The following is a 21,744-nucleotide window of genomic DNA, read 5'->3' as shown; positions in this document are numbered from 1 at the left end:
TTATGCCCCAATTATATATATCCGTCCATTTGAACTCGTGACTAGTTTTTTTTTAATAATAAAAACTTGAACTTTTTTTGTCATTTAGGTATAAATTAATCAATATAAAAAAACGCATAAGTAAAAAATAGATCAACTATTTTTTACTTATACGCCTAAATATTAAAAAGAGTCAGTGAAGACTACTTAAAATCTTACGTTTTTCGATTAGAATAAACCGATTACTTCTCCTTGATTCGTTACGTTCATATTCAAGGCGGCTGGTTTTTTTGGTAATCCAGGCATCGTCATCACTTCGCCTGTCAAAGCGACTAAAAATCCGGCACCTAACTTAGGTACAAATTCACGGATCGTGATTGTGAAATCCTCTGGTGCACCTAATAATGTTGGATCATCAGAAAAAGAGTACTGGGTTTTTGCCATACAAACCGGTAAGTCAGACCAACCATTTTTCTCAAATTCAATGATTTGATTTTCTGCTTTTTTACTAAAAGAGACTTCTTTGCCACCGTAGATTTTTTGAACAACCGCTTGGACTTTTGTTTTGATCGGATCACTGGATTGGTACAATGAAACGTAATCCGCCCTTTCTGTATCGATCAATTCTACGACTGCCTTTGCTAAGTCCACGCCACCTTCCGCACCATTTTCCCAAACACTTGCGCGTTTTGCTACGACTCCTTCTTTTTCACACAATTCTTTCAGTAATTCTAATTCAGCGTCTGTATCAGTCACAAACTCATTGATTGCGACGATCACTGGAATCTGGTAACTTTTCATATTACGAATATGCCGTTTTAAGTTCGCATATCCAGTTTGCAACGCCTTGAGATTTTCATTTTGTAATTCTGCCTTATCCAATCCCCCGTGCATTTTTAACGCACGGACAGTTGCTACGATCACAATCGCATCTGGTGCTTTCTGCAAATTAGGAACTTTGATATCTAGGAATTTTTCTCCTCCTAAATCAGCACCAAAACCAGCTTCAGTCACTACATAATCCGCAATTTTCAAAGCAGTTTTAGTTGCTAGTACACTATTACAGCCATGAGCAATATTTGCAAATGGTCCACCATGGATAAATGCTGGTGTACCATAGATCGTTTGTACGAGATTCGGTTTAATTGCATCTTTTAATAACAAAGCAAGGGAACCCTCTGCTTTTAGATCCCCTGCTGTTACAGGGCGACGATCATAGGTGTAGCCAATCACGATTCGTGCTAACCGAGCTTTTAAATCATCTAAATCAGCAGCTAAACACAAAATTGCCATGATTTCACTAGCCACAGTAATGTCGAATCCATCTTCTCTTGGTACCCCTTGCATCGGTCCGCCCAGCCCAACGATCACATTTCGCAATGCTCGGTCGTTTAAATCCACCACACGTTTCCAAATGACACGTCGAGGATCGATCCCCAGCTCATTTCCTTGATGGATATGATTATCTAATAGAGCTGACAATGCATTGTTTGCAGAAGTGATGGCATGCATATCGCCAGTAAAATGCAAATTGATATCTTCCATTGGTAATACTTGTGCGTAGCCACCTCCTGTCGCTCCGCCCTTGATTCCCATAACCGGACCTAATGAGGGCTCACGCAATGCAATCACTGCTTTTTTGTCTATTTGGTTCAACGCGTCACCTAATCCGACTGTAACTGTTGATTTTCCTTCTCCCGCTGGTGTTGGATTGATAGAAGTTACCAATATGAGGCGACCATCCTCTTTTTCCGAAAAATCATTTATTGCGGTAAAGTTTATTTTTGCTTTGTATTTTCCATATAATTCCAAATCATCTTCATTGATTCCAATGCTATCCGCAACTCTAACTATCGGTTTTAGCTGTGTTTCTTGTGAAATTTCTAAATCATTCTTCATTAAAACGCCCCTTTTCACGAACTATATATAAAAATAATTATATTTTGTTAAGTTAAATCCATTATACCTGTTTTCCTTGTAAAAAAAAACAAAAAAAACTGACTTTTAATTTATTTGACGTACCTATTAATTCTCTTTATAATATAGGCTATGATCAGACATAGAAAGGTCGTGAGTGTTTTGACCACAGGAATGGTGAAATGGTTCGATAACAAAAAAGGATATGGCTTTATTAGTTATGATGAAACAGAAGAGATCTTCGTACATTTTACTGCAATCGAAGAAGAAGGATTCAAAACACTTGAAGAAAACCAAGTGGTAGAATTTACCGTCATTGAAGGTAATCGAGGCATTCAGGCGGCCCATGTCAAAAAGATCAATGATCAAGCTTAGTCCAATCAAACAAAATAAGCTATTCCGGTGTTTTTCGGAATAGCTTTTTTATTATTATAGACGACTCTCTGTGCAGTTAAAAATAGCTAAAGTCTCTATTGTTATTTTTTACTCAACTAAATCATTCGTATTCTTTAACAGTGAAGAAGTGTTGATCGTTTGTTTATGTGGATGTTTCAAGTGATCAAGCAATTTTCCTTGTGCCTTCTGATTGACGAAAATCACGAATGGCTCTTTGCCTTTTACAAGAGATAAAGATACTTTACGTTTTTGTACGTGGACTTCCTTGATTTCATTGATAGGTATGTCGCGATCTCTCCAAAAAGCAGCATATTTTATTTTTATTGCCTCTTTCTTTAAAACTAGTGAGCGTCGAAATCCTAGCAAAAGAAAAATAAAGAAAATTCCCATTAAAATATTACTTTTCCAATAAGGCCTTGTATTTTCTAACGATAAAATCAAACTCAAAAATAATAGAATAAATGTTGATGACCAATAAATGATCGACTGTGCCGTTTCGGGCTGCCAGCGAATATTTTTTTTCATTCTTCAACCTCGTGTCTTTATCTGTAGTGGTATAATAAGTCAAACCGACAATTTTTGAAGGGCGTGTTTTTCCTTATGTTAAAAGTATACATTGACGCATCAACAAAAGGCAACCCTGGACCTAGTGGTGGAGGAATATTAATAATCGCTGATCAACAACAAGAACAGTTGTCTATCCCTTTGTCCTTTGGTTCAAACCATCAAGCCGAGTTTGAAGTCTTTTTAAAAACTTTAGAAATTCTAAAGAATAGACAGATGACCGAAGAAATCATTCTCTGCTATTCCGATAGTAAAGTACTTGTATCAACTATCGATAAAAATCATACGAACAACAAAGATTTTTTACCTTATTTAGAAAAAATACAAAGTCTATTAAAAGATTTTTCAATGTTGATCCTTCAGTGGGTACCTGAAAGTAAAAATAAAGGCGCTGATAATCTAGCTAGACAAGCTTTACAAAAATTTTTATAAAATATTGGAACAAAGCAATTAGTAATCGTACCTTGATTTGCAAGCACTTTATACGGTCAACTTCTTCTTTTGTCTCGGTCTATAAAAGAACATATTCATAATAATAGATCAACAAATGTTGAGACACGATTCTTTCAAACATTTGCTAAATATTCAGAATTTTATGTCGCTGTTATTTGGACTAACTCAAAGATTGTAAGGGCAAAATAAATGTTTATTGTTTCCAGTTATCGATTAGAATAAATAAGTCCTAATAGCTAGATTCCGACAAAATTTTTGACTGCTTTATTTTGGTCAACTATTAACATACGCCGAATTCAGCTAACATGACCTCATAATCTCCAAGGTATTTTCTGAAAAAGTCTGACTATCCATATATGTATCGATCATTCTGTTTATTTTATCAACGCTGTCTTTATGGGTCATGATAAGATATAAAAGCTATCATTGAAGTCTGTTCCAAAAGAGGATTCGTTTTTAGTTTTCTGCCAAATTTTTCACTTCCTTTTATTATCCCTCGGATGTACTATTTGTCCATGTCTAAATCCGACGAGAAGTTGCCTCTTCTGATTCTTTCACCATCAAAATTCGATTTAGCGTGACGAACAAATCCGCGAAAACTTTCATCTAGGTTCAGTCAAACATTTGTAGGTACAACGAAGAAGCAGCCATTGTCTGTTTTGGTTATCCTATTTTGTCCTAGAAAACACATACGTCTTTCAGAACAATATAACGTAAAAGTCTACTGTCATCCATTATAGTATTTCTAATAACCAAAATGAAAGGCTAAAAGATTTGTTTTAAAATAAGCAAAAAACCTGAAATCTTAAATAATCGGGTTTTTTGCTTATTTTAAGTTTAGTCAAAATCTCATCGCGACAGATAGGTCATATAGATATTTAAACATCGCGTATTATTTTTTGTCAACAATTTAGAAAAGTAAATAATTATGATCAAAGGTGATATCTAATTGATACTGCCCGACTCTCTTTTCTATTTGGATACGCATCATTCGTTCTAATTCCTCGTCAGACAATCGCGTACCTTCAGGGACAACGACATCAAATTGTAGGATCTGTCCTTTATGGATCATGCGGAAATCATGGATTTTCAGACCTTCTGCTGTCTCATTGATGATTTTTTTCAACTCATTAAGAATCTCTTGATAATTCTCATTGTTGACTGGTACAGGATCTAGATGACAGACTAATTCTACACCTAATGATCGTTTAAAATCCTTTTCGATAATGTCCATGATCTTGTGTGCTTCATTCAAATCTAGCCGATCATCGACTTCCACGTGAACTGAAGCAAAACGTTGATTTGGTCCGTAATTATGCACTAACAAGTCATGATAACCGAGTATTTTTGTATAGCCATTTAGCTGCTCCTCCATCGCCTGGATCTGTTCAACAGTAGGACGGCTCCCTAATAATTCATATACGAATTCTCTTAACATCATTACGCCGCTGTACAAAATGTAAAGTGCTAACAAGAAGCCAATATAGCCATCCACGCGCCACTCTGTCAACCATTCGACAGAAGCTGAGAGTAAAACAGCAAAGGTCGTATATACATCATTATAACTGTCTTTGGCAGTGGCATGTAACGTTTCCGAATCGATCATTTTTGCGGTTTTCTTGTACATACGTCCCTGAATAACTTTTAAAGCAATCGAAAAGACTAAAACTAAAAAGATGATCGGTGATAAGGCAATATTTTCCGGATCGATGATTTTTTCAATTGAGGAGTGTAAGAACTGGAATCCGACATACGTGATGATGAGAGATACGAATAGTCCACTAATATATTCAAAACGTTCGTGTCCATAAGGATGTTCCGGATCTGCTGGTTTTGCCGCGATTTTGAAGCCAACCAAAGTCAAAACAGAAGAAGCGGTATCCGACAAACTGTTGATGGCATCCGCCATGATCGACACACTTCCAGAGAGTAGTCCGATCATCAATTTCGCAACGAATAGGATCACATTAGTTAACAGTCCCCATACTCCTGCCATCAATGCTTTTTTTGTTCGTTCTTTTGCTGTTAGTGTTTCTTGTTTCTTTGCCAAATTTGTGACTCCTTTTATCTGTGATTGCTGGTCTTATATCATTCAGGTTTTAAAGGTGTTGCTGCAAATAATGCTTTGGCGAGTAATGGTGTGATGATCCCCGCGCCGATAGCTTCTGGAATCCCATTGATTGCAGCAATCCCAGCAAGTGTCTTGAACAAGACCGAAGCATCGACACCATAAGCTTGAGCTGTGGCATTCGTATAAAATAAGCCCATAAATCCTAAAACAAGGATCGTATTGACTAGAGAGCCTAGAATCCCAGCTACAACAGCCGGTACGACGATCGTAGAGGAACGCTTATACAACCAATGGAATACTAAGCCAGCCACTAGTCCCACTAAAACTCTGGGTACAACTGAGATGATTGGATTGGTAAAAACCAATGTATCGAACGGTGTAGTTGGCATCGCGTAGGCTCGGATGATCGTCGCAATTCCCCAGAACAAGCCGATCAACATGCCATCTTTCGGTCCTAATACTACGGCCGCTACGATTACTGTGATATGGATGATCGTCAAGCTAATAAAACCTAATGGGATAAAGCCTAACCATGGAATCATTGATTGAACGATAATGATGGCTAACAAAATGGCACGAAGTACTAATCGAAATGTTTTATTTTTGCTATTCATTGAATCTCCCCCTGTTTGCTTTACTCTAATCCTATAGCGTTTTGTTGATTTGTCAATAAATTTGTACATAGCAACAACCGTTGAGCCAATGAAAATAAAGCAACGAGCTTGGGAAATCATCCCAAACTCGCTTGCCATTTATTTGTAGTAAAAAAACTACGCTTGCTTCTATTTATTTTCTAACCATGTTTTTGCTTCTGTCAATGCGTCTGAGATACCAGCTGGGTTTTTTCCACCTGCTTGCGCCATATCTGGACGACCACCGCCACCACCGCCAACTTTCGGTGCGATTGCTTTGATCAAATCGCCAGCTTTTAAACCTGCTTCATTTGCTTCAGGCGTCATTGCTGCTAACAAGCTGACTTTACCTTCTTGTTCGTTTGCCAAGACAAGAATATCTGAAACTGCTTTTTGTTTCCATTGATCGGCTAATTGACGTAATTGATTTATGTCTTTTACTTTAACTTGTGCAGTGATGATCGTTTTACCATTGATCGTCTCTGCATTTTTGAAAATATCTCCTGCTTGTTGGTTGGCTAACTTACTTGCCAATTGTTCATTTTCTTTTTGTAGTTCTCTTAATTGTTGTTGCAATTGTTCTGCTTTAGCTACGACTTCTTTCAATTGTGGTGATTTCACGATTGCCGCAACTTCTTTTAGTTGTTGTTCTTCGCTTTCCAACAATTCATAAGCTTCTTTACTTGTCACCGCTTCGATCCGACGAACCCCTGCACCGATCCCTGATTCAGAAACGATTTTAAAGATTCCGATGTTTTCGGTATTACCAACATGCGTACCACCACATAACTCGATCGACCAACCGCCGATATTGACCACGCGGACTTCGTTGCCATATTTTTCGCCAAACAATGCCATTGCGCCCATATTTTTCGCTGTATCGATGTCTGTTTCGATCGTTTCAACAGGAATGGCTTCCCAGATTTTTTCGTTTACGATTTGTTCCATTTTCGCTAATTCTTCACTTGTGATTTGACCAAAATGTGTGAAGTCAAAACGCAAATGACCTGGTGCAACCAATGAACCTGCTTGGTTGGCATGATCGCCTAATACTTCTTTTAATGCTTTGTGCAATAAGTGAGTAGCCGTATGGTTTTTGATGATTCGGTTACGTCTTGGTTCATCAATCAATAAATGATAGGTGTTTCCTTCTTTGATCTCAGAAAGGACTTCTACTTTATGCAAGAATTGTCCATTTGGTGCTTTACGAACATCAGTCACATTTGCTACTGTTTCACCAGAGGCATCAATGATCCAACCTTGATCGGCTACTTGTCCACCCATTTCAGCATAAAATGGTGTTTGATCAAAGATCAATTGCGCTTCCCCATCTGATAGTTCACTGACGATTGTTTCGTCTTGGACTATCACTAGTAATTCACTGTCAGATTCAATATGGTCATAACCGATGAATGTGCTATCTACTTTGATATCTGTCAATAAAGCAGATTGAACACCCATAGATGTTTCTGTATTACGAGCCGCACGCGCGCGATCACGTTGCGCCTGCATTTCTGTTTCAAAGCCTGCGTGATCGACATTCAATCCTTCATCTTCCGCCACTTCTTCTGTCAATTCAACTGGGAATCCATACGTATCGTAAAGTTTAAAGATATCTTTTCCGGCAAGCGTTGTTCCGTTTGCTTGTTTTACCTCTTTGATCACTTGGTTCAAGATCTCAAGCCCTTCGTTGATCGTTTCATTGAAACGTTCTTCTTCCATACGAACGACTTTTTCGATGAATTCTTTTTGTTCCAAAACTTCAGGGTAGTAGCTCTCCATGATTTCGCCAACAACAGGCACTAAACGGTATAAGAAAGCTTGCTCGATCCCTAATTTTTTCCCGTGCATGACTGCTCGACGTAACAAACGACGCAAGACATAGCCACGACCTTCATTTGAAGGCAATGCCCCGTCACCGATTGCAAAGGATAATGCTCGGATATGGTCAGCGATTACTTTATATGAAATATCAGTTAAGGCATCCTCACCGTATTTTACTTTGTTGCTCAATTGCTCAACTGCATGGATGATCGGCATAAATAAATCTGTTTCAAAGTTGGTTGGTGCATCTTGAACGATTGAAACCATTCGTTCCAAGCCCATGCCCGTATCAATGTTTTTATGTGGAAGAGGTTCAAACGTATTATCTGGTTTGTGGTTGAACTCTGAAAATACTAAGTTCCAGATTTCAAGATAACGTTCATTTTCGCCACCAGGGTAGTTTTCAGGATCATCTTCTTCCAAGTCATTATAGGCTTCGCCACGATCATAAAAAATCTCTGTATCTGGCCCACATGGTCCAGCACCGATATCCCAAAAGTTATCTTCTACATCCACGATATGGTCAAGAGATAATCCTACTTCTTCGTGCCAGATACGTTTTGCTTCTGTATCTTTTGGATAAACAGTGACATATAATTTCTCAGGATCAAACGCCATCCATTTTGGACTTGTTAAAAATTCCCATGCCCAGTGGATTGCCTCTTCTTTGAAATAATCGCCGATCGAGAAGTTCCCTAACATTTCAAACATCGTATGATGACGTGCAGTTTTCCCTACATTTTCGATGTCGTTCGTACGAATCGATTTTTGCGCATTCGTGATTCTTGGATTGTCTGGTACAACAGATCCATCAAAATATTTCTTTAGTGTCGCCACTCCTGAGTTGATCCATAATAAGGTTGGATCATTGACCGGTACTAGTGAAGCACTAGGTTCGATCGTATGTCCTTTTTCTTGGAAAAAGTCTAAAAACATTTGACGTACTTCTGCACTGCTTAATTTTTTCATTGTTTTACCTTCTTTCTACATAATAAACGACAAAAAACACCATTACAGCCAAGGACGAAAACTCGCGGTACCACCTTGATTGCAATGATGTTTACTCATTACCTCTTAAACTCGTTAACGCTGAGTCGCGTTGATATTTCTATCAAATTGAAAAAGGGAGCAGTTTGAACAGTGACTATTCTTTTTTCAGCCGAGAAAGAATTTTCTGTGAGTCAGTCTAAAACAAACTATGTCCTTTTTGTACTTTATCAGTATACGTATTCTTAGCGATGCTGTCAATCCTACTTTTTGATTTTTCATTGTTTGCGGTCTACGTTTTCCTTGCTATAATCAGGAAAGAACCCTAGGGAGGCAAAACAATGGAAACGTATTTTGGAACCGAAGAATGGATAAAAGCCAGCAGTTACGTTTTACGTTATGACGTATTCGTGTTAGAGCAAGAAATACCTGCTCATTTAGAATTTGACGGTAAGGATGCCTATTACCCAAACCTTGTCATGATCCATAACGAACAGCCAATTGCTACCTTACGTTACCAAAAACAAAGTGACGAACAAATCCAATTTGATCGTTTTTGTATCGCAAAAGATTGGCGCAAACGTGGGATTGGCAGAGAAATGCTTCAATTGGCAGAAAAGCGAGCACTAAATGAAGCATTCAAAGAAATTTATTTGATTGCAGAAATTCCCGCCGTTCCTTTCTACGAAAAGCAGGGCTATCAGAGTTTTTCAGACCCACTGATCGAAGACGGCATTCTTTGTCAACAGATGCGAAAACAGCTCTCCTAATATCAACTGTTTAATCAAAAAAATCAGCCCCAAAACCCAAAATAGATTTCCTATTTAGGTTTTTGGGGCTAAAAGTCAAGGGCAGCGTGATTCGCTCATGACTGCTCTTATTGGTTGGAATTCTTTTTATTTTTTCTGGCTGTACGCGTTTGTTGACGTCTTTCGATCTTGCGGTCTTTTTTATTTTTCTCCGCAATCGCCCAGTCAATTTTTTTCTTGTAACCAGGTTTGATTTTTTTCTTTTTCTTTTTGACTAAACCAATCAGCGTTGGGTCAAGACTATCTTTTGATTTTTCACGTTTCGTCCGACGGTTACGGTCATAGGTTTTAACGATTTCACCATTTTTGATTTCCATTGGCTCAAAAACAACACCGATTTTTTCGATGCCTTCGATCAATGGCTCATCACTTGGTGCATATAAAGTGATCGCGGTTCCTTTTAAGCCATTTCTACCAGTACGACCGACACGGTGGATAAAGAAATCTAGATCTTCTGGAACCTCCGCATTGATGACATGAGAAACGCCTTCGATATCGATACCACGAGCAGCTAAGTCTGTCGCAACTACATATTGATACTCTAAGTTTTGCACTTGACGCATCACACGCTTACGCTCACGAGGAGTGATATCTCCATGGATCTTCGCTACTTTCAAGCCTTGGTTTTTCAAGTAATCAGCGATTTCGTCTACATGTTGTTTCGTATTTGCAAAGACAATTGCTAAATAAGGATGCCCGATCGTCAATAATTGATAGATCGTTTGATTCTTATCCTTTCCTTTTGTTGAAACTAACCAATTCTCGATATCTTCTGAGATCACTGCTTTTGGTTTGATTTCTTCGATGATTGGATTTTCCATATATTTACGCAAGAATGGGCGTAGTTTTTCTGGAATCGTTGCTGAGAAAACTAAAAATTGTAATTTTTCTGGCAAGCGGCTAGCGATTTGATCAACTTCATTCAAGAATCCCATATCTAAGGTCATATCTGCTTCATCCACGATGAACGCAAAGGCTGTATGGATCTTTAAAGCTTGCTCATTCATCATGTCAAGGATACGCCCTGGTGTACCGACAACGATTTGCGGTTGTTGGTGATTCAAGCGATTTAATTGACGTTGTTTGTCTGTTCCGCCGACAAAATTCGATACGCGAATCTCCGGATCGGAAAACTTAGCGATTTGAACAGCAGCTTCATAGATCTGCGTCGCCAGTTCACGACTTGGTGCTGTGATCACCACTTGGACTTCTTCTTTATTGGCATTGATTTTTTGAAATAGAGGCAAAAGAAACGTATGCGTTTTTCCTGAACCAGTTTGTGATTGTCCGATGATATTTTTCCCTTTTAAAATCAAAGGAATCAATCGTTCTTGCACTTCTGTTGGTTGTTGGAACCCTTTTTCTGCTAACGCTTCGTTGATAAACGGATGAAAATTGAATTGTTTAAAATGACTCATTTCGACACCTCTTCTCTTTGTATTTTTCACGACTTTGGAATTATACCATAAATTTGCTTATTTTGCTTGAAAAGGTCAGGCTTTTCTATCTTTGATCGTACTGATCGTATAAGTATGACTCGCTTTCTCATAGAATAAAACTCTCTTTTTGCGAATAAAAGATAAGAATAGATTCAGGCCGAAGATGAACTGTGCAACCAAGGTACATAAGAAAATGAATACTGCACTCATCTGTGTGACACCAGTCGCTTGATTGATGACTGGACCAACTAATTGGCTCAACCAGCCTAGCTCATAAAATAAGAAATAGAGATACGCATATCGAATGAACAATGCACGAAATCTGATTCGTTCCCTCCCATCTTCAACAAGCTTGATCCGGACGATTTTTTTCCCAAGTGTTCGACCATTTGTAAAGACAGGAAGAAGCATGAAATAGAGAAAGACTTGCACGAACAACCACCAACTATAGGAGGTGAACTCGCTACTTCCAATCGACAATCCGGCAACCACTCCGATGATCGACGTACAAATAGATAAGAAAAACCAATCGATCAAATAGGCAACCAGACGGCGTGTCAAAGAGACTGTCTTGCCTTTTTCATAAGATACTTCATCCATTCTCGCTCTTGTTGGCAACATAAACGTAAAGATTGGCGTCACAAGATAGCCAAGCATTCCGCCAAATGTATTGGTCAGTAAATCATTGACATCGAATAATCGATACGGATGTGGATAGATAAAGTAAAGACCGGTTAATTGTGTCAACTCAAAAAATAGGGAGAGACAGAAACTTGCAATGACCGTTTTGACGAAGGATAGTCGGAAATAATACCTTAAATAGATGCCAAAAGGTAAGAGTAAAAAGACATTGAATAATGGCTCTAAAAAAACACTTTGTCGCATCGCAGGTAAATAAGTACTCGGATCGGACAACACGAGGACTGTATTCGCTCTGAAGTTCTCCCAAGACGCAAATAGGTGTAATTCCATTTTTGGACCTGTCATTTTCGCAACAGCATCCTTAGTAGGTAAAGGTAAAATCACTAAAAAGTAAGCACATAATAGATAAAAGACAAATGAATATAAAATGACCGCTCTAGTTAGGAGAAACGTTCCATACTTTCGGTATTCATAAATAAAAAAGATAGCAGAAATCGCCAATGCAAGAAAAGGAAAGACAATCAACGCAAAACGAATCGGCTCGATATAACTTGCCATAAAACAAAAAGACCTCCTTTGAATACAGTTATCTTAGCAATATTGGTGAAAAGAATGCAAGTAATGACTAAATTATTTTTAAATTCCTATCAATTGAAGTATGATTATTATGAGGAGGCGATTCATTTTGCTTAATATTTATTTTGTATTTGGTGTTCCAGCATTTTTACTTATTCTCTATTTAGTCTTTGCATTGATTCGTAAGCGGACATCGATCCATTACTTAGGCTTTATTCTATTGATCATCGCAGGCTTTATGCTTGTTTTCAACTTACAGACATGGCAACAAGCAGTCTCTGAGCTTTCACATTCTTCAAGTGCAGAACTTTCTGCAGAACTTGGCTATTCTGTCTATTTGATCTGGGTACCGATTGGAATTGCTACTTTATTATTTTTGTTGAATATCTTCCGAGCATTGTTAAGGATCAAGCAAATTCGAAAAAACAAATAGAAAGACGAGATCGAAACAGAAGTGTTTAACCTCAAAAAATAAGGCGTCATCCACGAAAATTGTTTTTCAACTTTTTGTGGATGACGCCTTATTTTACGAAGAACTTCCTTCTGTTTCCGCCGTTTATTTGTTTTAGATGGCGCGAGAGGTCGAATGGCTCAGACATGTCGATTTAATTATCGGTTACGCCAAGTTTGTGCAGCAAGTGAATCATCGCCGACAAACCATTCTTTGTAGAACTCCTCTAGAAATTCACGCATAAACGCTTCACGTCGTTTTGCTTCTTGTTTCGCATACTCCGTATTCATTTGATCTGGCAATAACAACAATTTTTCATAAAAATGATTGATAACTGTCGAGCCTTTACGATACTCTTGTTTGTTCGTATAATTGATTGGCTGGATAACTGGGTCAAAAATCGGATGCCCCTTATGTCCTCCATAATATGCCGTACGTAAGATACCCATCGCACCTAACGCCTCTAAGCGATCTGCATCCTGTACGATCTTACCTTCTAAGGACAATTTGACGTTATCAGACAAACTTTTTGAAAAAGACATATTTTCGATGATATGAAAGATTTGATGAATCTCTGATTCTGCAACTCTGATGTTTGCCAAAAAGACTCTGAGTCCTTCTTTCGCTTGCTCTTCATCTTCGACCACTTTATCATCGATCGTATCATGTAGATATGCCGCTGCCAGCGTGATAAAAGAATCGGCTTGTGGTAGTGTCTCAAGGACTTGTCGGGAAAGTTCGACTACCCGATTCGTATGGTCCACCCCATGTCCTGAACGATCCAAAGACAATTGTGCCATGCTGTAGTTAGCAATCTCATTTAATTTATCCACTGCCGCTTTCACCTTCTATTTGAGAATTTTTTAGACTTCTTCAACACCATAAACGCTAAAGTAAAGTTTTCGCATAAAATCGATCAAGTACTGCGGATTCAATGCTTCTCCTGTCGCATCTTGAATCAATTGATTTGGTTTTCTTGATGCGCCGTACTGATGGATTTTTTCTGTCATCCACTCTTTGATCGGTGAGTAATCATCAGAAGCCAAAATCTCATCAATAGCGATATCTTTTTTCATTGCATGTAATAATTGTGCAGCATACATGAATCCTAACGCATAAGATGGGAAGTAACCAAAACTTGCACCTGACCAATGGACATCTTGTAAGATTCCTTCTAAATCGTTTGTTGGACGGATACCTAAATACTCTTCATATTTTTGGTTCCATACTTCTGGTAATTTCTCAACTTCTAACCCTTCATTGAACATCATTTTTTCGATCTCATAACGTATAATGATGTGTAATGGATACGTCAAACTGTCTGCTTCGATCCGAATCAAGCTTGCTTTTGTATACTGTAATGAACGATAGAAATCATCAAAAGAAATATCATCAAAGGTTCCTTCAGCACACTCTTGGAAGAATGGGTACTGTTTTTCCCAGAAACTACGGTTGCTGCCGACAATGATTTCATTGAAAAGTGATTGCGACTCATGGATGCCCATCGAAGTACCTTCACCAACTGGTGTATACGTATATTTTTCATCAATATTTTGTTCATACATCCCGTGTCCGGCTTCATGGATCACTCCAAACGTTGCCATTTTGAAGTCCTCTTCATTCCAACGTGTCGTGATGCGGACATCATTACGATTGATCCCGATCATAAATGGATGGATCGTGTCATCTAAGCGACCTCTAGAAAAATCATATCCTAACTGTTTGATCACACCGACTACAAAACGTTTTTGTTGTTCCTTCGTCATTTTACGTGAAAGAAAATCCGTCTCAGGTGCTGTTCCTTTTTCGACTAAGGCTTGACGGATGGACATAATACCTTCTTTGACTTGATCAAATACTTGATCTAAGATCTCTACGGTCATGCCTGGTTCGTATTGATTCAACAGCACATCATAGTCTGTTTTCTCCTCTTTACGCCAATATGGAATCAATTGTTTTGTGATCTTGATGTTTTCAGATAACGCGGATTCAAAATCAGCAAATTGTTTTGATTCACGCGATTCTTGCCATTTTGTGTGGGCTTTAGAAGTCGCAGAAGTTAAAGCAATCATCAAGTCTTCCGGAACTTTATGCTCTAATTCATAGTCTTCTTTGACTTTCTCAAAAACCGTTTTTCCAAGTTCAGACAACTCGTCAGGGTGCGCAGAGAAGTATTCGATTGCTTCTGCGATTTTCGGTCCGACTTTTTTTGAGAAATATAGCCCATATAAATAACTGTTGACTTCACTGCGTTCTTCACTTGATTTTTCTGGCATACCTGTTTGGATATCCCAGTCCAATACTGTTAACGCTTGACTCATTAAATCGATTTCTTTGACTTCTTTCAAAAATTCCTTTTCATTCATCCAAAAATCCTCCAACTTATCCTAGTTATCATTTATCCAATAGTTATCGCTCACTTACTTTTACTACATTTCCTTTGCGTTGATTAATTCAAACCGTTCAACAGCCAGGGGCATCTCTTCATAAAATTCTTTTCCAATTTGGGGCATTAACTCCCTAAAAAATTTTTTATGAACTTTATACCAGTAATCATAACTCAAATCACCCTCACCCTCAGCACGGGCAATTTCTTCTGTTACTTCATTCATTGGCATTATCGTCATATCTGTATATTTTATGATGCCTACAGGTTCGTCTTTACTATTTAAAACAATGGTATAACTGCCGATTTTAGACAACGGGGATTCATCGTAATACAGGCATTCATCGTATGATGAACATGACGCCGTTTTGATCCCCTTTAAAATCAAGTCCGCCAATTCATCTGCCATCGGTGTCCCTTCCTAACCCCACTGCTCTGCCGTAACATTTGTTGGAGGGAATTCACCTTGCCAAAACTCTTTCCAATACTTTTTTGCTTGTTCATTCATTTTGAATTCCTCCAAAAATCATAGGGTCAAAGGTCTTAAAGTCCCAACCATGGTTTTTAGGTGTCCATACTTATATCCTAGTTATTCGTTTTCAGTCCGTTCTTTTCTTGGTGGCCGAGTTCCCCAATATTGGAACAGATCTGTGCGCAATGCACCATTGTATAATTTACGTTTTTTTGTTGCTTTTTGTCCGTAAAATTCTTCAAATGCCAAATCACTTGTCAAGATGTACTTACTCCACGTTTTCAATGGTCGGAAGACCTCACCCATTTCTTTGTAGAGACGACGAACAGACTCTTCTTCACCTAAGCGTTCACCATAAGGGGGATTAGCAACGATCACGCCGTATTCTTTTTCCGTTTTGAAGTCCTTCACTGCCCGTTGTTGGAAAGTGATGGAATCTCCTAAACCGATCTCTTCCGCATTGGCTCTGGCGATACCGATCAATTGACCATTGATATCAGATCCAGTGATATCTAATTCGATATCATAATCTGCCTGTTCTTCTGCTGCTGCACGAACTTTTTCCATGATAGCCGGATCGAACCAATCCCACGTCTCACACACAAATTCACGATTGAAACCAGGGGCGATATTATGACCGATCAGTGCAGCTTCGATACACAGTGTTCCTGAACCACAAACGGGATCATAAAACGGACGATCTTTTCGCCAGTTCGTCAACATCACTAAAGCTGCTGCCATATTTTCTTTTAATGGGGCACCACCTTTTTCTAAGCGATAACCGCGTTTGAACAAACTTGGACCAGTTGTATCAAGGGTCACTAACACATGATCTTTTAGTAAAGCAACTTCTAGTTGGAAATGTGCACCGGTTTCTGTCAATGGCACAGTAGACGGACGATGATAATACGTACGTAGTCTTTCAACAATTGCTTTCTTAGTGATGGCTTGACAGTCTGGTGTACTATAAAGCGTCGATTTGATCGATTTTCCTGCAACCGGGAAAGAGGCGTCTAATGGAAGGTAATCTTCCCATGGTAACGCTTTGACTTGCTCGAATAATTCATCAAACGTACGGGCATCAAATTCACCCACGACGATCTTGATACGATCTGCTGTACGTAACCATAGATTGGTTGTAGCAATCGTTTCCATCGTCCCTTTGAAACGCGCACGACCATTTTCGACTTGGCACTCGATGCCAAGATCTCTCAGTTCTTTTCCTACTAATGCTTCTAGCCCGCTTGCCGCTGTCGCTATTAAATTGAATTCTCTATTTTTATCCATTGTATTCTCCTTATCAATCAAAAAAGAGGCATGATGATCTTCGTCCTCTATAATCAAACAAATGGTGTGGCAGAAGCAGCCCTTAGAAAATAAGCAACAACACCCAAAAATACGATAAGCTATTTTCGTATGTTGCTGCTTAATTCTTGGAGCTGTGCGCTTCCGTCACACCCTCTTCTAAATCCCCTACATCCGATCTTTTCTATGTGAAAAGGCTTGACGTAGGAAAAAGCTATTGTTAGTACTGATTTTGTAGGCTGTTATTCGCCTAACGATTTATTCCCTGAAGATGTGGTTTTCTATAAGCCATGTTCTGTACTTTGTTTTTCCAGGGAGAAAAAACAAAGCGGTAACCATCTATCTGCAGATCAACTGCCCTTTTGTCTCGTTCTGATTCCCCGACAAAAAGCGCCCCTACCGTTGTTTGGGTTGCTCGCTCGAGGGGTTTACCGCGTTCCACCGAACAAGTTTCCTCGTTCGCTTCGTCACTGTGGCACTTTCAAGGATACTGAAGCATAGCCGAAACCTTAGCTTGTTTTCCTGCCGTTACTCTAAAAAGAGTACCTTAGCTTATTTTTTCGCTAAGCACGAACACTACAGGCATCACAGCCTGTGCGAGCATGGACTTTCCTCAGTCTGGTCAAAGCCAGACCGCGATTACCCGAAAACCACAAATCGATTCATTGCTTAAAACTGACGTGTTGCTTCATTGTCATGTTCGTTTGTTGTTGTATAGTTGTTTGGATTAGGTGTTACTGGTGGTACATTTCCTGCTTGTGCATCTAATTTTTTACCAAATACTTCACGTTCAAGATTTGATAGACGTTTTAAAATATCAAAATTTGTTACTGCCGCACTTTTCGGAGTTTCTGTTTGTTGTGCACGACTTGGAGCTGCTCCTTGGTTTTTCGATAATTGAGCGACTTTTGCACTTAATTTATCGTTTTCTTCTTGTAAAGCAAGGAGTTGTTTGCTGTAATTCTCATAATCTTTGATAATATTGTCTAAGAATTCGTCCACTTCGATCGGATCATATCCGCGCATTTTTGTTTTGAATTCTTGTTGTAAAATGTCTTTAGGACTATAAATCAAATTCGCCATATTTACACCTCTAGTTCTCATTTACGTATTAACGTTTCTACTTTTTTATTGTATCGGAAAAGACTTGATAAATCAAACAATATATTATTTTATTCACTAAAATTTTGCAAATCATCCATGCTGACGGTTCGAATCTCATAAGGATGACTCCCTTGATATTTTTGTGCATCCTTAAAAAAATAGTCTGTTTTTCCAGGATATTCTGGATCATAAATCAATAGGGTCCCGTCTGTGTGTTGTAGAATAAATTGGGTATGATTCCTTAGTTGACTTGGTGATTGATAGGGTTGATGACTCACCGACTCACGATAGTCAGAAAGCTGTTCTACCAGTCTTTTCTTTTCCTGATTGTTCTCATTCCAACCATTGCCAAACTCTGCAAACGGATAAATGATCCCAAGCTTCAATTCTGGATAATCCGTCTTCATTTCAGCGACGACTTCACCTGCCCATAATTCGACACCTAAGTTACCGCTGATGATCACCCATTCCAATCCTTCTTCCACTAATTGAGTCAATTCATTTTTTAAAACTTTTTTAATAACTGTCATTTTAGGGTCATTATCTTTGAATATGCCTAATTCAAAACTGCGATAACCAGAGATATACATTACTTTTATTGTATCCATTCCAGTTTCCTTTTCTTTCTCTGTGCTTTTTTGCTATAATGTGGCCTAGGAGAGTGATTCGATCATGGTTTTACGCTATCCAAATGGCCGTCCTTATATCAAGGATGCCTCGTCCAAAGAAAAAAAACAAGTAAAAAGGAACCCAAATACGGAGTTTGGCAATCGCGGGATGCGATTTGAAGAAGCCATCAATGAAAGCAACGAGTATTACCTGGCACATCAAATGGCCGTTATCCATAAAAAGCCAACACCGGTTCAAATCGTAAAAGTTGACTACCCTCGACGTAGTGCCGCTGTCATTAAAGAAGCTTATTTTACACAAGCTTCCACAACTGATTATAACGGTGTCTATCGAGGTTTCTATTTGGATTTTGAAGCAAAAGAGACAAAAAACAAAACTTCATTTCCATTTAAAAATTTTCATCCCCATCAAATCTCACATATGGAAGCTTGTCAAAAACAAGGAGGAATCTGTTTTGTCCTTTTATGGTTTTCTACCTTACAGCGTTGTTTTTATTTAGATAGTACACATTTAATCCACTATTGGCACGAACAACAGACACAAGGAAGAAAATCCTTGCCGCTTTCATTGATCGAAGAATTAGGAATCGAGATTCCAAGTGGCTTTGCCCCTCGTGTTCCATACTTGCAAGCAATCGACCAGTACTTAGAATCTAATGAAGGAGAACCAAAGAATGCCAACTAATCAAACGAGATCTTCTAAAAGAAGCACCTCCTCTTCTTCTCCAAAGAAAAGAGGAAAACAATCAACGAAAAAAGGCACTGGAAAAGATCGAAAAGGATTGATCACACGTATTCTTTTAATTGGTCTTTCCTTGATCTGTGTCGCTTTTCTCGCAGGGGTCGGACTTTTTTGGTTTTATGCCAAAGATGCTCCTGCTTTGACCGACGAAAAACTGGATGCAACAGTTTCGTCAAAACTTTATACAAAAGATGGCGAGTTGTTTGAGGATCTAGGGGCGGAAAAAAGAGAGAAAATTTCTGCCAACGAACTGCCAAAGACACTTGAAGATGCCATCGTTTCAGTCGAAGACCGAAGATTTTACAAACATATCGGTGTCGATCCTGTTCGGATCATCGGTGCCGCATTATCCAACTTTACATCTGGTGGTTTACAGGGTGGTAGTACGTTGACTCAGCAGCTGATCAAGCTCTCTTTCTTCTCAACTAGTACCGAAGACCAAACAATCAGACGTAAAGCCCAAGAAGCTTGGATGGCTGTCAGACTGGAACAAACGAAATCAAAACAAGAGATATTGACCTATTATGTCAATAAAGTCTATATGTCTAACGGTCTTTATGGCATGGAAACAGCGGCTCAATCTTACTTTGGAAAAACATTAAGCGAATTGAATTTACCGCAAACCGCGCTTTTAGCAGGAATGCCTCAAGCACCGTCAGCTTATGATCCTTACCAGTTTCCAGAGCAAGCAAAAAAACGTCGTGACACTGTCTTGTACACGATGCTCCAAAACGAAAAAATCTCTCAAACAGAGTACAATACAGCGATCAACACACCGATCACGGATGGGTTACAAGAATTAACCCAAGAAGACACTAACACACGGATCGTCGACAATTATGTCAAAGAGGTCATCAATGAAGTCCATGCTAAGACAGACAAGAATGTCTATACCGATGGCTTAGATATTTATACGAACTTAGACTTGAATGCCCAAAAACACTTATATGATGTAGTGAATACAGATCAATACGTTGCATATCCAGATGATCAAATGCAAGTTGCCACTACGTTGATCGATGTCAATACTGGACAAGTCACCGCGCAGATCGGTGGAAGAAACATTCCGGATGATGTCGCTTTAGGTAATAACTTGGCTGTTAATACCTCTCGTGACTTTGGTTCAACCATGAAACCGATCACTGACTACGCGCCAGCATTTGAAGAATTGAACTATTCTACTGGCAAATTGATCGCCGATGCACCTTACAATTATGAAGGAACTTCTATTCCTGTTTCGAACTGGGACAACCGTTACATGGGAATGGTCACCTTGCGCCAAGCGTTATACCTTTCAAGAAACGTCCCGGCAGTCAAGCTCTTCAATGAAGTTGGCGCAGATAAAGTCGCAGAATTCTTGAGTAGCTTAGGGATCGAATATAGCACGATCCATCAGTCAAATGCGATTTCAAGTAATACTGAACAACAAGATGGTACAAAATACGGTGCTTCTTCTGAAAAAATGGCCGCAGCATACGCTGCCTTAGCAAACGGTGGTACTTACTATAAACCACAATACGTTAATCGGATCGTTTTCCAAGATGGCACTGAAGAAACGTTTGAACCAGAAGGAACAAGAGCGATGTCTGAAGAGACAGCGTATATGGTTACTGACATCTTGAAAGATACGATTACTCGCGGAACCGGTACGAATGCCGCAATCCCAGGGTTGATCCAAGCAGGTAAAACAGGAACATCTAATTATACGGACGAGGAATATGCTAAGTTAGGTACCTCAACGGGCGTTTATCCAGATATTTTATTTGCTGGTTACACACCGAATTATGCAATTTCTGTGTGGACGGGATACAATGATAAAATGACTCCGATCACTTCCACTGGAACAGATGTAGCCTCAGATGTTTATCGCGAATTGATGAAATTTGTCTCTGCAAATGTGACAAATACGGATTGGACGATGCCTAACGGACTGTACCGTTCTGGTGGTGAATTATTCTTTAGAAATGCATCATCATCTGGCAATTCAAACGCTACGGTGCCGTCAACGACGATTCCTTCTTCATCTGCGGTCGTCCCTGTAACTCCTGTTCCAGATTCTTCAACGAGCGAAACTGTTCCTGAGACTTCTACAAGCTCAACGACTGAACCTAGTACCTCTGAACAGTCGACGCCACCAAGTAGTGAACCAACTGAACCAAGCAGTGAGCCTTCTACAGAACCACCAGCATCTTCTAGCGAGGAAGCACCACCTGAATCCTCTGCTACGCCGCCAAGTTCTGAAGATACAAATGCTGCTGGTGGTGACAGCGGGACACGAACTGCACCTTCTACTCGAACTTCGTCTAGAAACAGTAGTGATTGACCATAGAAAAAAGCCATCCTCTGCGGATGGCTTTTTTGTTTAC

19 protein-coding genes and 1 other RNA gene are annotated in these 21,744 nt (G+C 39.1%); 6 read left to right on the top strand and 14 right to left on the bottom strand.

Annotation, left to right across the window (positions count from 1 at the left end):
- Positions 1-207 precede the first annotated feature (207 nt).
- Positions 208-1,878, bottom strand: coding sequence for a formate--tetrahydrofolate ligase (locus IGJ95_RS06740; protein WP_438761595.1), 1,671 nt, complete (start codon positions 1,876-1,878; stop codon positions 208-210).
- A 180-nt stretch (positions 1,879-2,058) separates the two neighbouring features.
- Between IGJ95_RS06740 and IGJ95_RS06735 the strand changes: the two genes are divergently transcribed.
- Positions 2,059-2,271 carry a cold-shock protein gene (locus IGJ95_RS06735; RefSeq protein ID WP_062805278.1) on the top strand — a complete coding sequence of 71 codons (213 nt, stop codon included), beginning with the start codon at positions 2,059-2,061 and terminating at the stop codon, positions 2,269-2,271.
- 108 nt (positions 2,272-2,379) lie between these two features.
- Here the strand turns inward: IGJ95_RS06735 and IGJ95_RS06730 are convergent, their stop codons facing one another.
- The gene (locus IGJ95_RS06730; protein WP_010735532.1) at positions 2,380-2,817 is read right to left on the bottom strand and encodes an EbsA family protein; all 438 of its coding nucleotides are present in this window, start codon (positions 2,815-2,817) and stop codon (positions 2,380-2,382) included.
- Between the two features lie 75 nt (positions 2,818-2,892).
- Between IGJ95_RS06730 and IGJ95_RS06725 the strand changes: the two genes are divergently transcribed.
- Positions 2,893-3,288 (top strand): ribonuclease HI family protein, encoded by a 396-nt coding sequence (locus IGJ95_RS06725; RefSeq protein WP_010735533.1) that lies wholly within the window; start codon positions 2,893-2,895, stop codon positions 3,286-3,288.
- A gap of 931 nt (positions 3,289-4,219) precedes the next feature.
- Here IGJ95_RS06725 and IGJ95_RS06720 read toward each other — a convergent pair.
- From IGJ95_RS06720 to alaS, 3 genes are all read right to left on the bottom strand, one after another.
- Positions 4,220-5,359 carry a cation diffusion facilitator family transporter gene (locus IGJ95_RS06720; RefSeq protein ID WP_010735534.1) on the bottom strand — a complete coding sequence of 380 codons (1,140 nt, stop codon included), beginning with the start codon at positions 5,357-5,359 and terminating at the stop codon, positions 4,220-4,222.
- Between the two features lie 38 nt (positions 5,360-5,397).
- Positions 5,398-5,994 carry an ECF transporter S component gene (locus IGJ95_RS06715; protein WP_065095763.1) on the bottom strand — a complete coding sequence of 199 codons (597 nt, stop codon included), beginning with the start codon at positions 5,992-5,994 and terminating at the stop codon, positions 5,398-5,400.
- A gap of 168 nt (positions 5,995-6,162) precedes the next feature.
- Positions 6,163-8,805 carry an alanine--tRNA ligase gene (alaS, locus tag IGJ95_RS06710; RefSeq protein WP_023519610.1) on the bottom strand — a complete coding sequence of 881 codons (2,643 nt, stop codon included), beginning with the start codon at positions 8,803-8,805 and terminating at the stop codon, positions 6,163-6,165.
- 359 nt (positions 8,806-9,164) lie between these two features.
- Between alaS and IGJ95_RS06705 the strand changes: the two genes are divergently transcribed.
- Positions 9,165-9,593 carry a GNAT family N-acetyltransferase gene (locus IGJ95_RS06705; protein ID WP_153829866.1) on the top strand — a complete coding sequence of 143 codons (429 nt, stop codon included), beginning with the start codon at positions 9,165-9,167 and terminating at the stop codon, positions 9,591-9,593.
- A 107-nt stretch (positions 9,594-9,700) separates the two neighbouring features.
- On the opposite strand, the gene IGJ95_RS06700 is transcribed toward IGJ95_RS06705, so the two are convergent.
- Together IGJ95_RS06700 and IGJ95_RS06695 are read right to left on the bottom strand one after the other, a co-directional pair.
- Positions 9,701-11,050, bottom strand: coding sequence for a DEAD/DEAH box helicase (locus tag IGJ95_RS06700; RefSeq protein WP_010735538.1), 1,350 nt, complete (start codon positions 11,048-11,050; stop codon positions 9,701-9,703).
- Positions 11,051-11,125: 75 nt separating this feature from the next.
- On the bottom strand, positions 11,126-12,271 hold the full coding sequence (locus tag IGJ95_RS06695; protein ID WP_153829867.1) for a VanZ family protein: 1,146 nt from the start codon (positions 12,269-12,271) through the stop codon (positions 11,126-11,128).
- Positions 12,272-12,398: 127 nt separating this feature from the next.
- Here IGJ95_RS06695 and IGJ95_RS06690 point away from each other — a divergent pair, with 127 nt between their 5' ends.
- Positions 12,399-12,722, top strand: coding sequence for a hypothetical protein (locus IGJ95_RS06690; protein ID WP_010735540.1), 324 nt, complete (start codon positions 12,399-12,401; stop codon positions 12,720-12,722).
- A 176-nt stretch (positions 12,723-12,898) separates the two neighbouring features.
- Here IGJ95_RS06690 and IGJ95_RS06685 read toward each other — a convergent pair whose 3' ends face one another.
- From IGJ95_RS06685 to IGJ95_RS06655, 7 genes are all read right to left on the bottom strand, one after another.
- Entirely contained in the window at positions 12,899-13,573 is a 675-nt protein-coding gene (locus IGJ95_RS06685; protein ID WP_077151359.1) for an HD domain-containing protein, read from the bottom strand.
- A 30-nt stretch (positions 13,574-13,603) separates the two neighbouring features.
- Complete coding sequence (locus IGJ95_RS06680) at positions 13,604-15,106, bottom strand: carboxypeptidase M32 (RefSeq protein WP_153829868.1); 1,503 nt, start codon at positions 15,104-15,106, stop codon at positions 13,604-13,606.
- A gap of 63 nt (positions 15,107-15,169) precedes the next feature.
- Positions 15,170-15,535, bottom strand: a complete 366-nt coding sequence (locus IGJ95_RS06675) for an ASCH domain-containing protein (RefSeq protein WP_438761591.1) — start codon at positions 15,533-15,535, stop codon at positions 15,170-15,172.
- 180 nt (positions 15,536-15,715) lie between these two features.
- Positions 15,716-16,885: a THUMP domain-containing class I SAM-dependent RNA methyltransferase gene (locus tag IGJ95_RS06670; RefSeq protein WP_010735544.1), complete on the bottom strand. Its 1,170-nt coding sequence runs from the start codon at positions 16,883-16,885 to the stop codon at positions 15,716-15,718.
- A 297-nt stretch (positions 16,886-17,182) separates the two neighbouring features.
- An RNA gene (gene rnpB, locus IGJ95_RS06665) (RNase P RNA component class B) lies at positions 17,183-17,554 on the bottom strand.
- A gap of 18 nt (positions 17,555-17,572) precedes the next feature.
- The gene (gene gpsB, locus IGJ95_RS06660; protein WP_010735545.1) at positions 17,573-17,986 is read right to left on the bottom strand and encodes a cell division regulator GpsB; all 414 of its coding nucleotides are present in this window, start codon (positions 17,984-17,986) and stop codon (positions 17,573-17,575) included.
- An 89-nt stretch (positions 17,987-18,075) separates the two neighbouring features.
- Entirely contained in the window at positions 18,076-18,615 is a 540-nt protein-coding gene (locus IGJ95_RS06655; protein ID WP_010735546.1) for a DUF1273 domain-containing protein, read from the bottom strand.
- A gap of 64 nt (positions 18,616-18,679) precedes the next feature.
- Here IGJ95_RS06655 and recU point away from each other — a divergent pair, with 64 nt between their 5' ends.
- Both recU and IGJ95_RS06645 read left to right on the top strand, forming a co-directional pair.
- The gene (gene recU, locus IGJ95_RS06650) at positions 18,680-19,321 is read left to right on the top strand and encodes a Holliday junction resolvase RecU (protein WP_010735547.1); all 642 of its coding nucleotides are present in this window, start codon (positions 18,680-18,682) and stop codon (positions 19,319-19,321) included.
- The gene (locus IGJ95_RS06645; protein ID WP_096081515.1) at positions 19,311-21,701 is read left to right on the top strand and encodes a PBP1A family penicillin-binding protein; all 2,391 of its coding nucleotides are present in this window, start codon (positions 19,311-19,313) and stop codon (positions 21,699-21,701) included. The genes recU and IGJ95_RS06645 overlap by 11 nt, the downstream gene beginning before the upstream one ends.
- Positions 21,702-21,744 lie beyond the last annotated feature (43 nt).

Origin of the sequence: Enterococcus sp. AZ156 (assembly GCF_051714165.1) — a bacterium.
Classification (GTDB): domain Bacteria; phylum Bacillota; class Bacilli; order Lactobacillales; family Enterococcaceae; genus Enterococcus_B; species Enterococcus_B pernyi.
The sequence above is the reverse complement of the archived record's forward strand: the minus strand, read 5'-3'. Positions and strand labels throughout refer to the sequence as shown.

Coding starts and splice junctions, on each gene's coding strand:
- IGJ95_RS06705 (WP_153829866.1), top strand. CDS start 9,165: ATGGAAACGTATTTTGGAACCGAAGAATGGATAAAAGCCAGCAGTTAC.
- gpsB (WP_010735545.1), bottom strand. CDS start 17,986: ATGGCGAATTTGATTTATAGTCCTAAAGACATTTTACAACAAGAATTC.
- IGJ95_RS06695 (WP_153829867.1), bottom strand. CDS start 12,271: ATGGCAAGTTATATCGAGCCGATTCGTTTTGCGTTGATTGTCTTTCCT.
- IGJ95_RS06725 (WP_010735533.1), top strand. CDS start 2,893: ATGTTAAAAGTATACATTGACGCATCAACAAAAGGCAACCCTGGACCT.
- IGJ95_RS06740 (WP_438761595.1), bottom strand. CDS start 1,878: ATGAAGAATGATTTAGAAATTTCACAAGAAACACAGCTAAAACCGATA.
- IGJ95_RS06715 (WP_065095763.1), bottom strand. CDS start 5,994: ATGAATAGCAAAAATAAAACATTTCGATTAGTACTTCGTGCCATTTTG.
- IGJ95_RS06680 (WP_153829868.1), bottom strand. CDS start 15,106: ATGAATGAAAAGGAATTTTTGAAAGAAGTCAAAGAAATCGATTTAATG.
- IGJ95_RS06675 (WP_438761591.1), bottom strand. CDS start 15,535: ATGGCAGATGAATTGGCGGACTTGATTTTAAAGGGGATCAAAACGGCG.
- IGJ95_RS06645 (WP_096081515.1), top strand. CDS start 19,311: ATGCCAACTAATCAAACGAGATCTTCTAAAAGAAGCACCTCCTCTTCT.
- IGJ95_RS06700 (WP_010735538.1), bottom strand. CDS start 11,050: ATGAGTCATTTTAAACAATTCAATTTTCATCCGTTTATCAACGAAGCG.
- alaS (WP_023519610.1), bottom strand. CDS start 8,805: ATGAAAAAATTAAGCAGTGCAGAAGTACGTCAAATGTTTTTAGACTTT.
- IGJ95_RS06730 (WP_010735532.1), bottom strand. CDS start 2,817: ATGAAAAAAAATATTCGCTGGCAGCCCGAAACGGCACAGTCGATCATT.
- recU (WP_010735547.1), top strand. CDS start 18,680: ATGGTTTTACGCTATCCAAATGGCCGTCCTTATATCAAGGATGCCTCG.
- IGJ95_RS06670 (WP_010735544.1), bottom strand. CDS start 16,885: ATGGATAAAAATAGAGAATTCAATTTAATAGCGACAGCGGCAAGCGGG.
- IGJ95_RS06655 (WP_010735546.1), bottom strand. CDS start 18,615: ATGGATACAATAAAAGTAATGTATATCTCTGGTTATCGCAGTTTTGAA.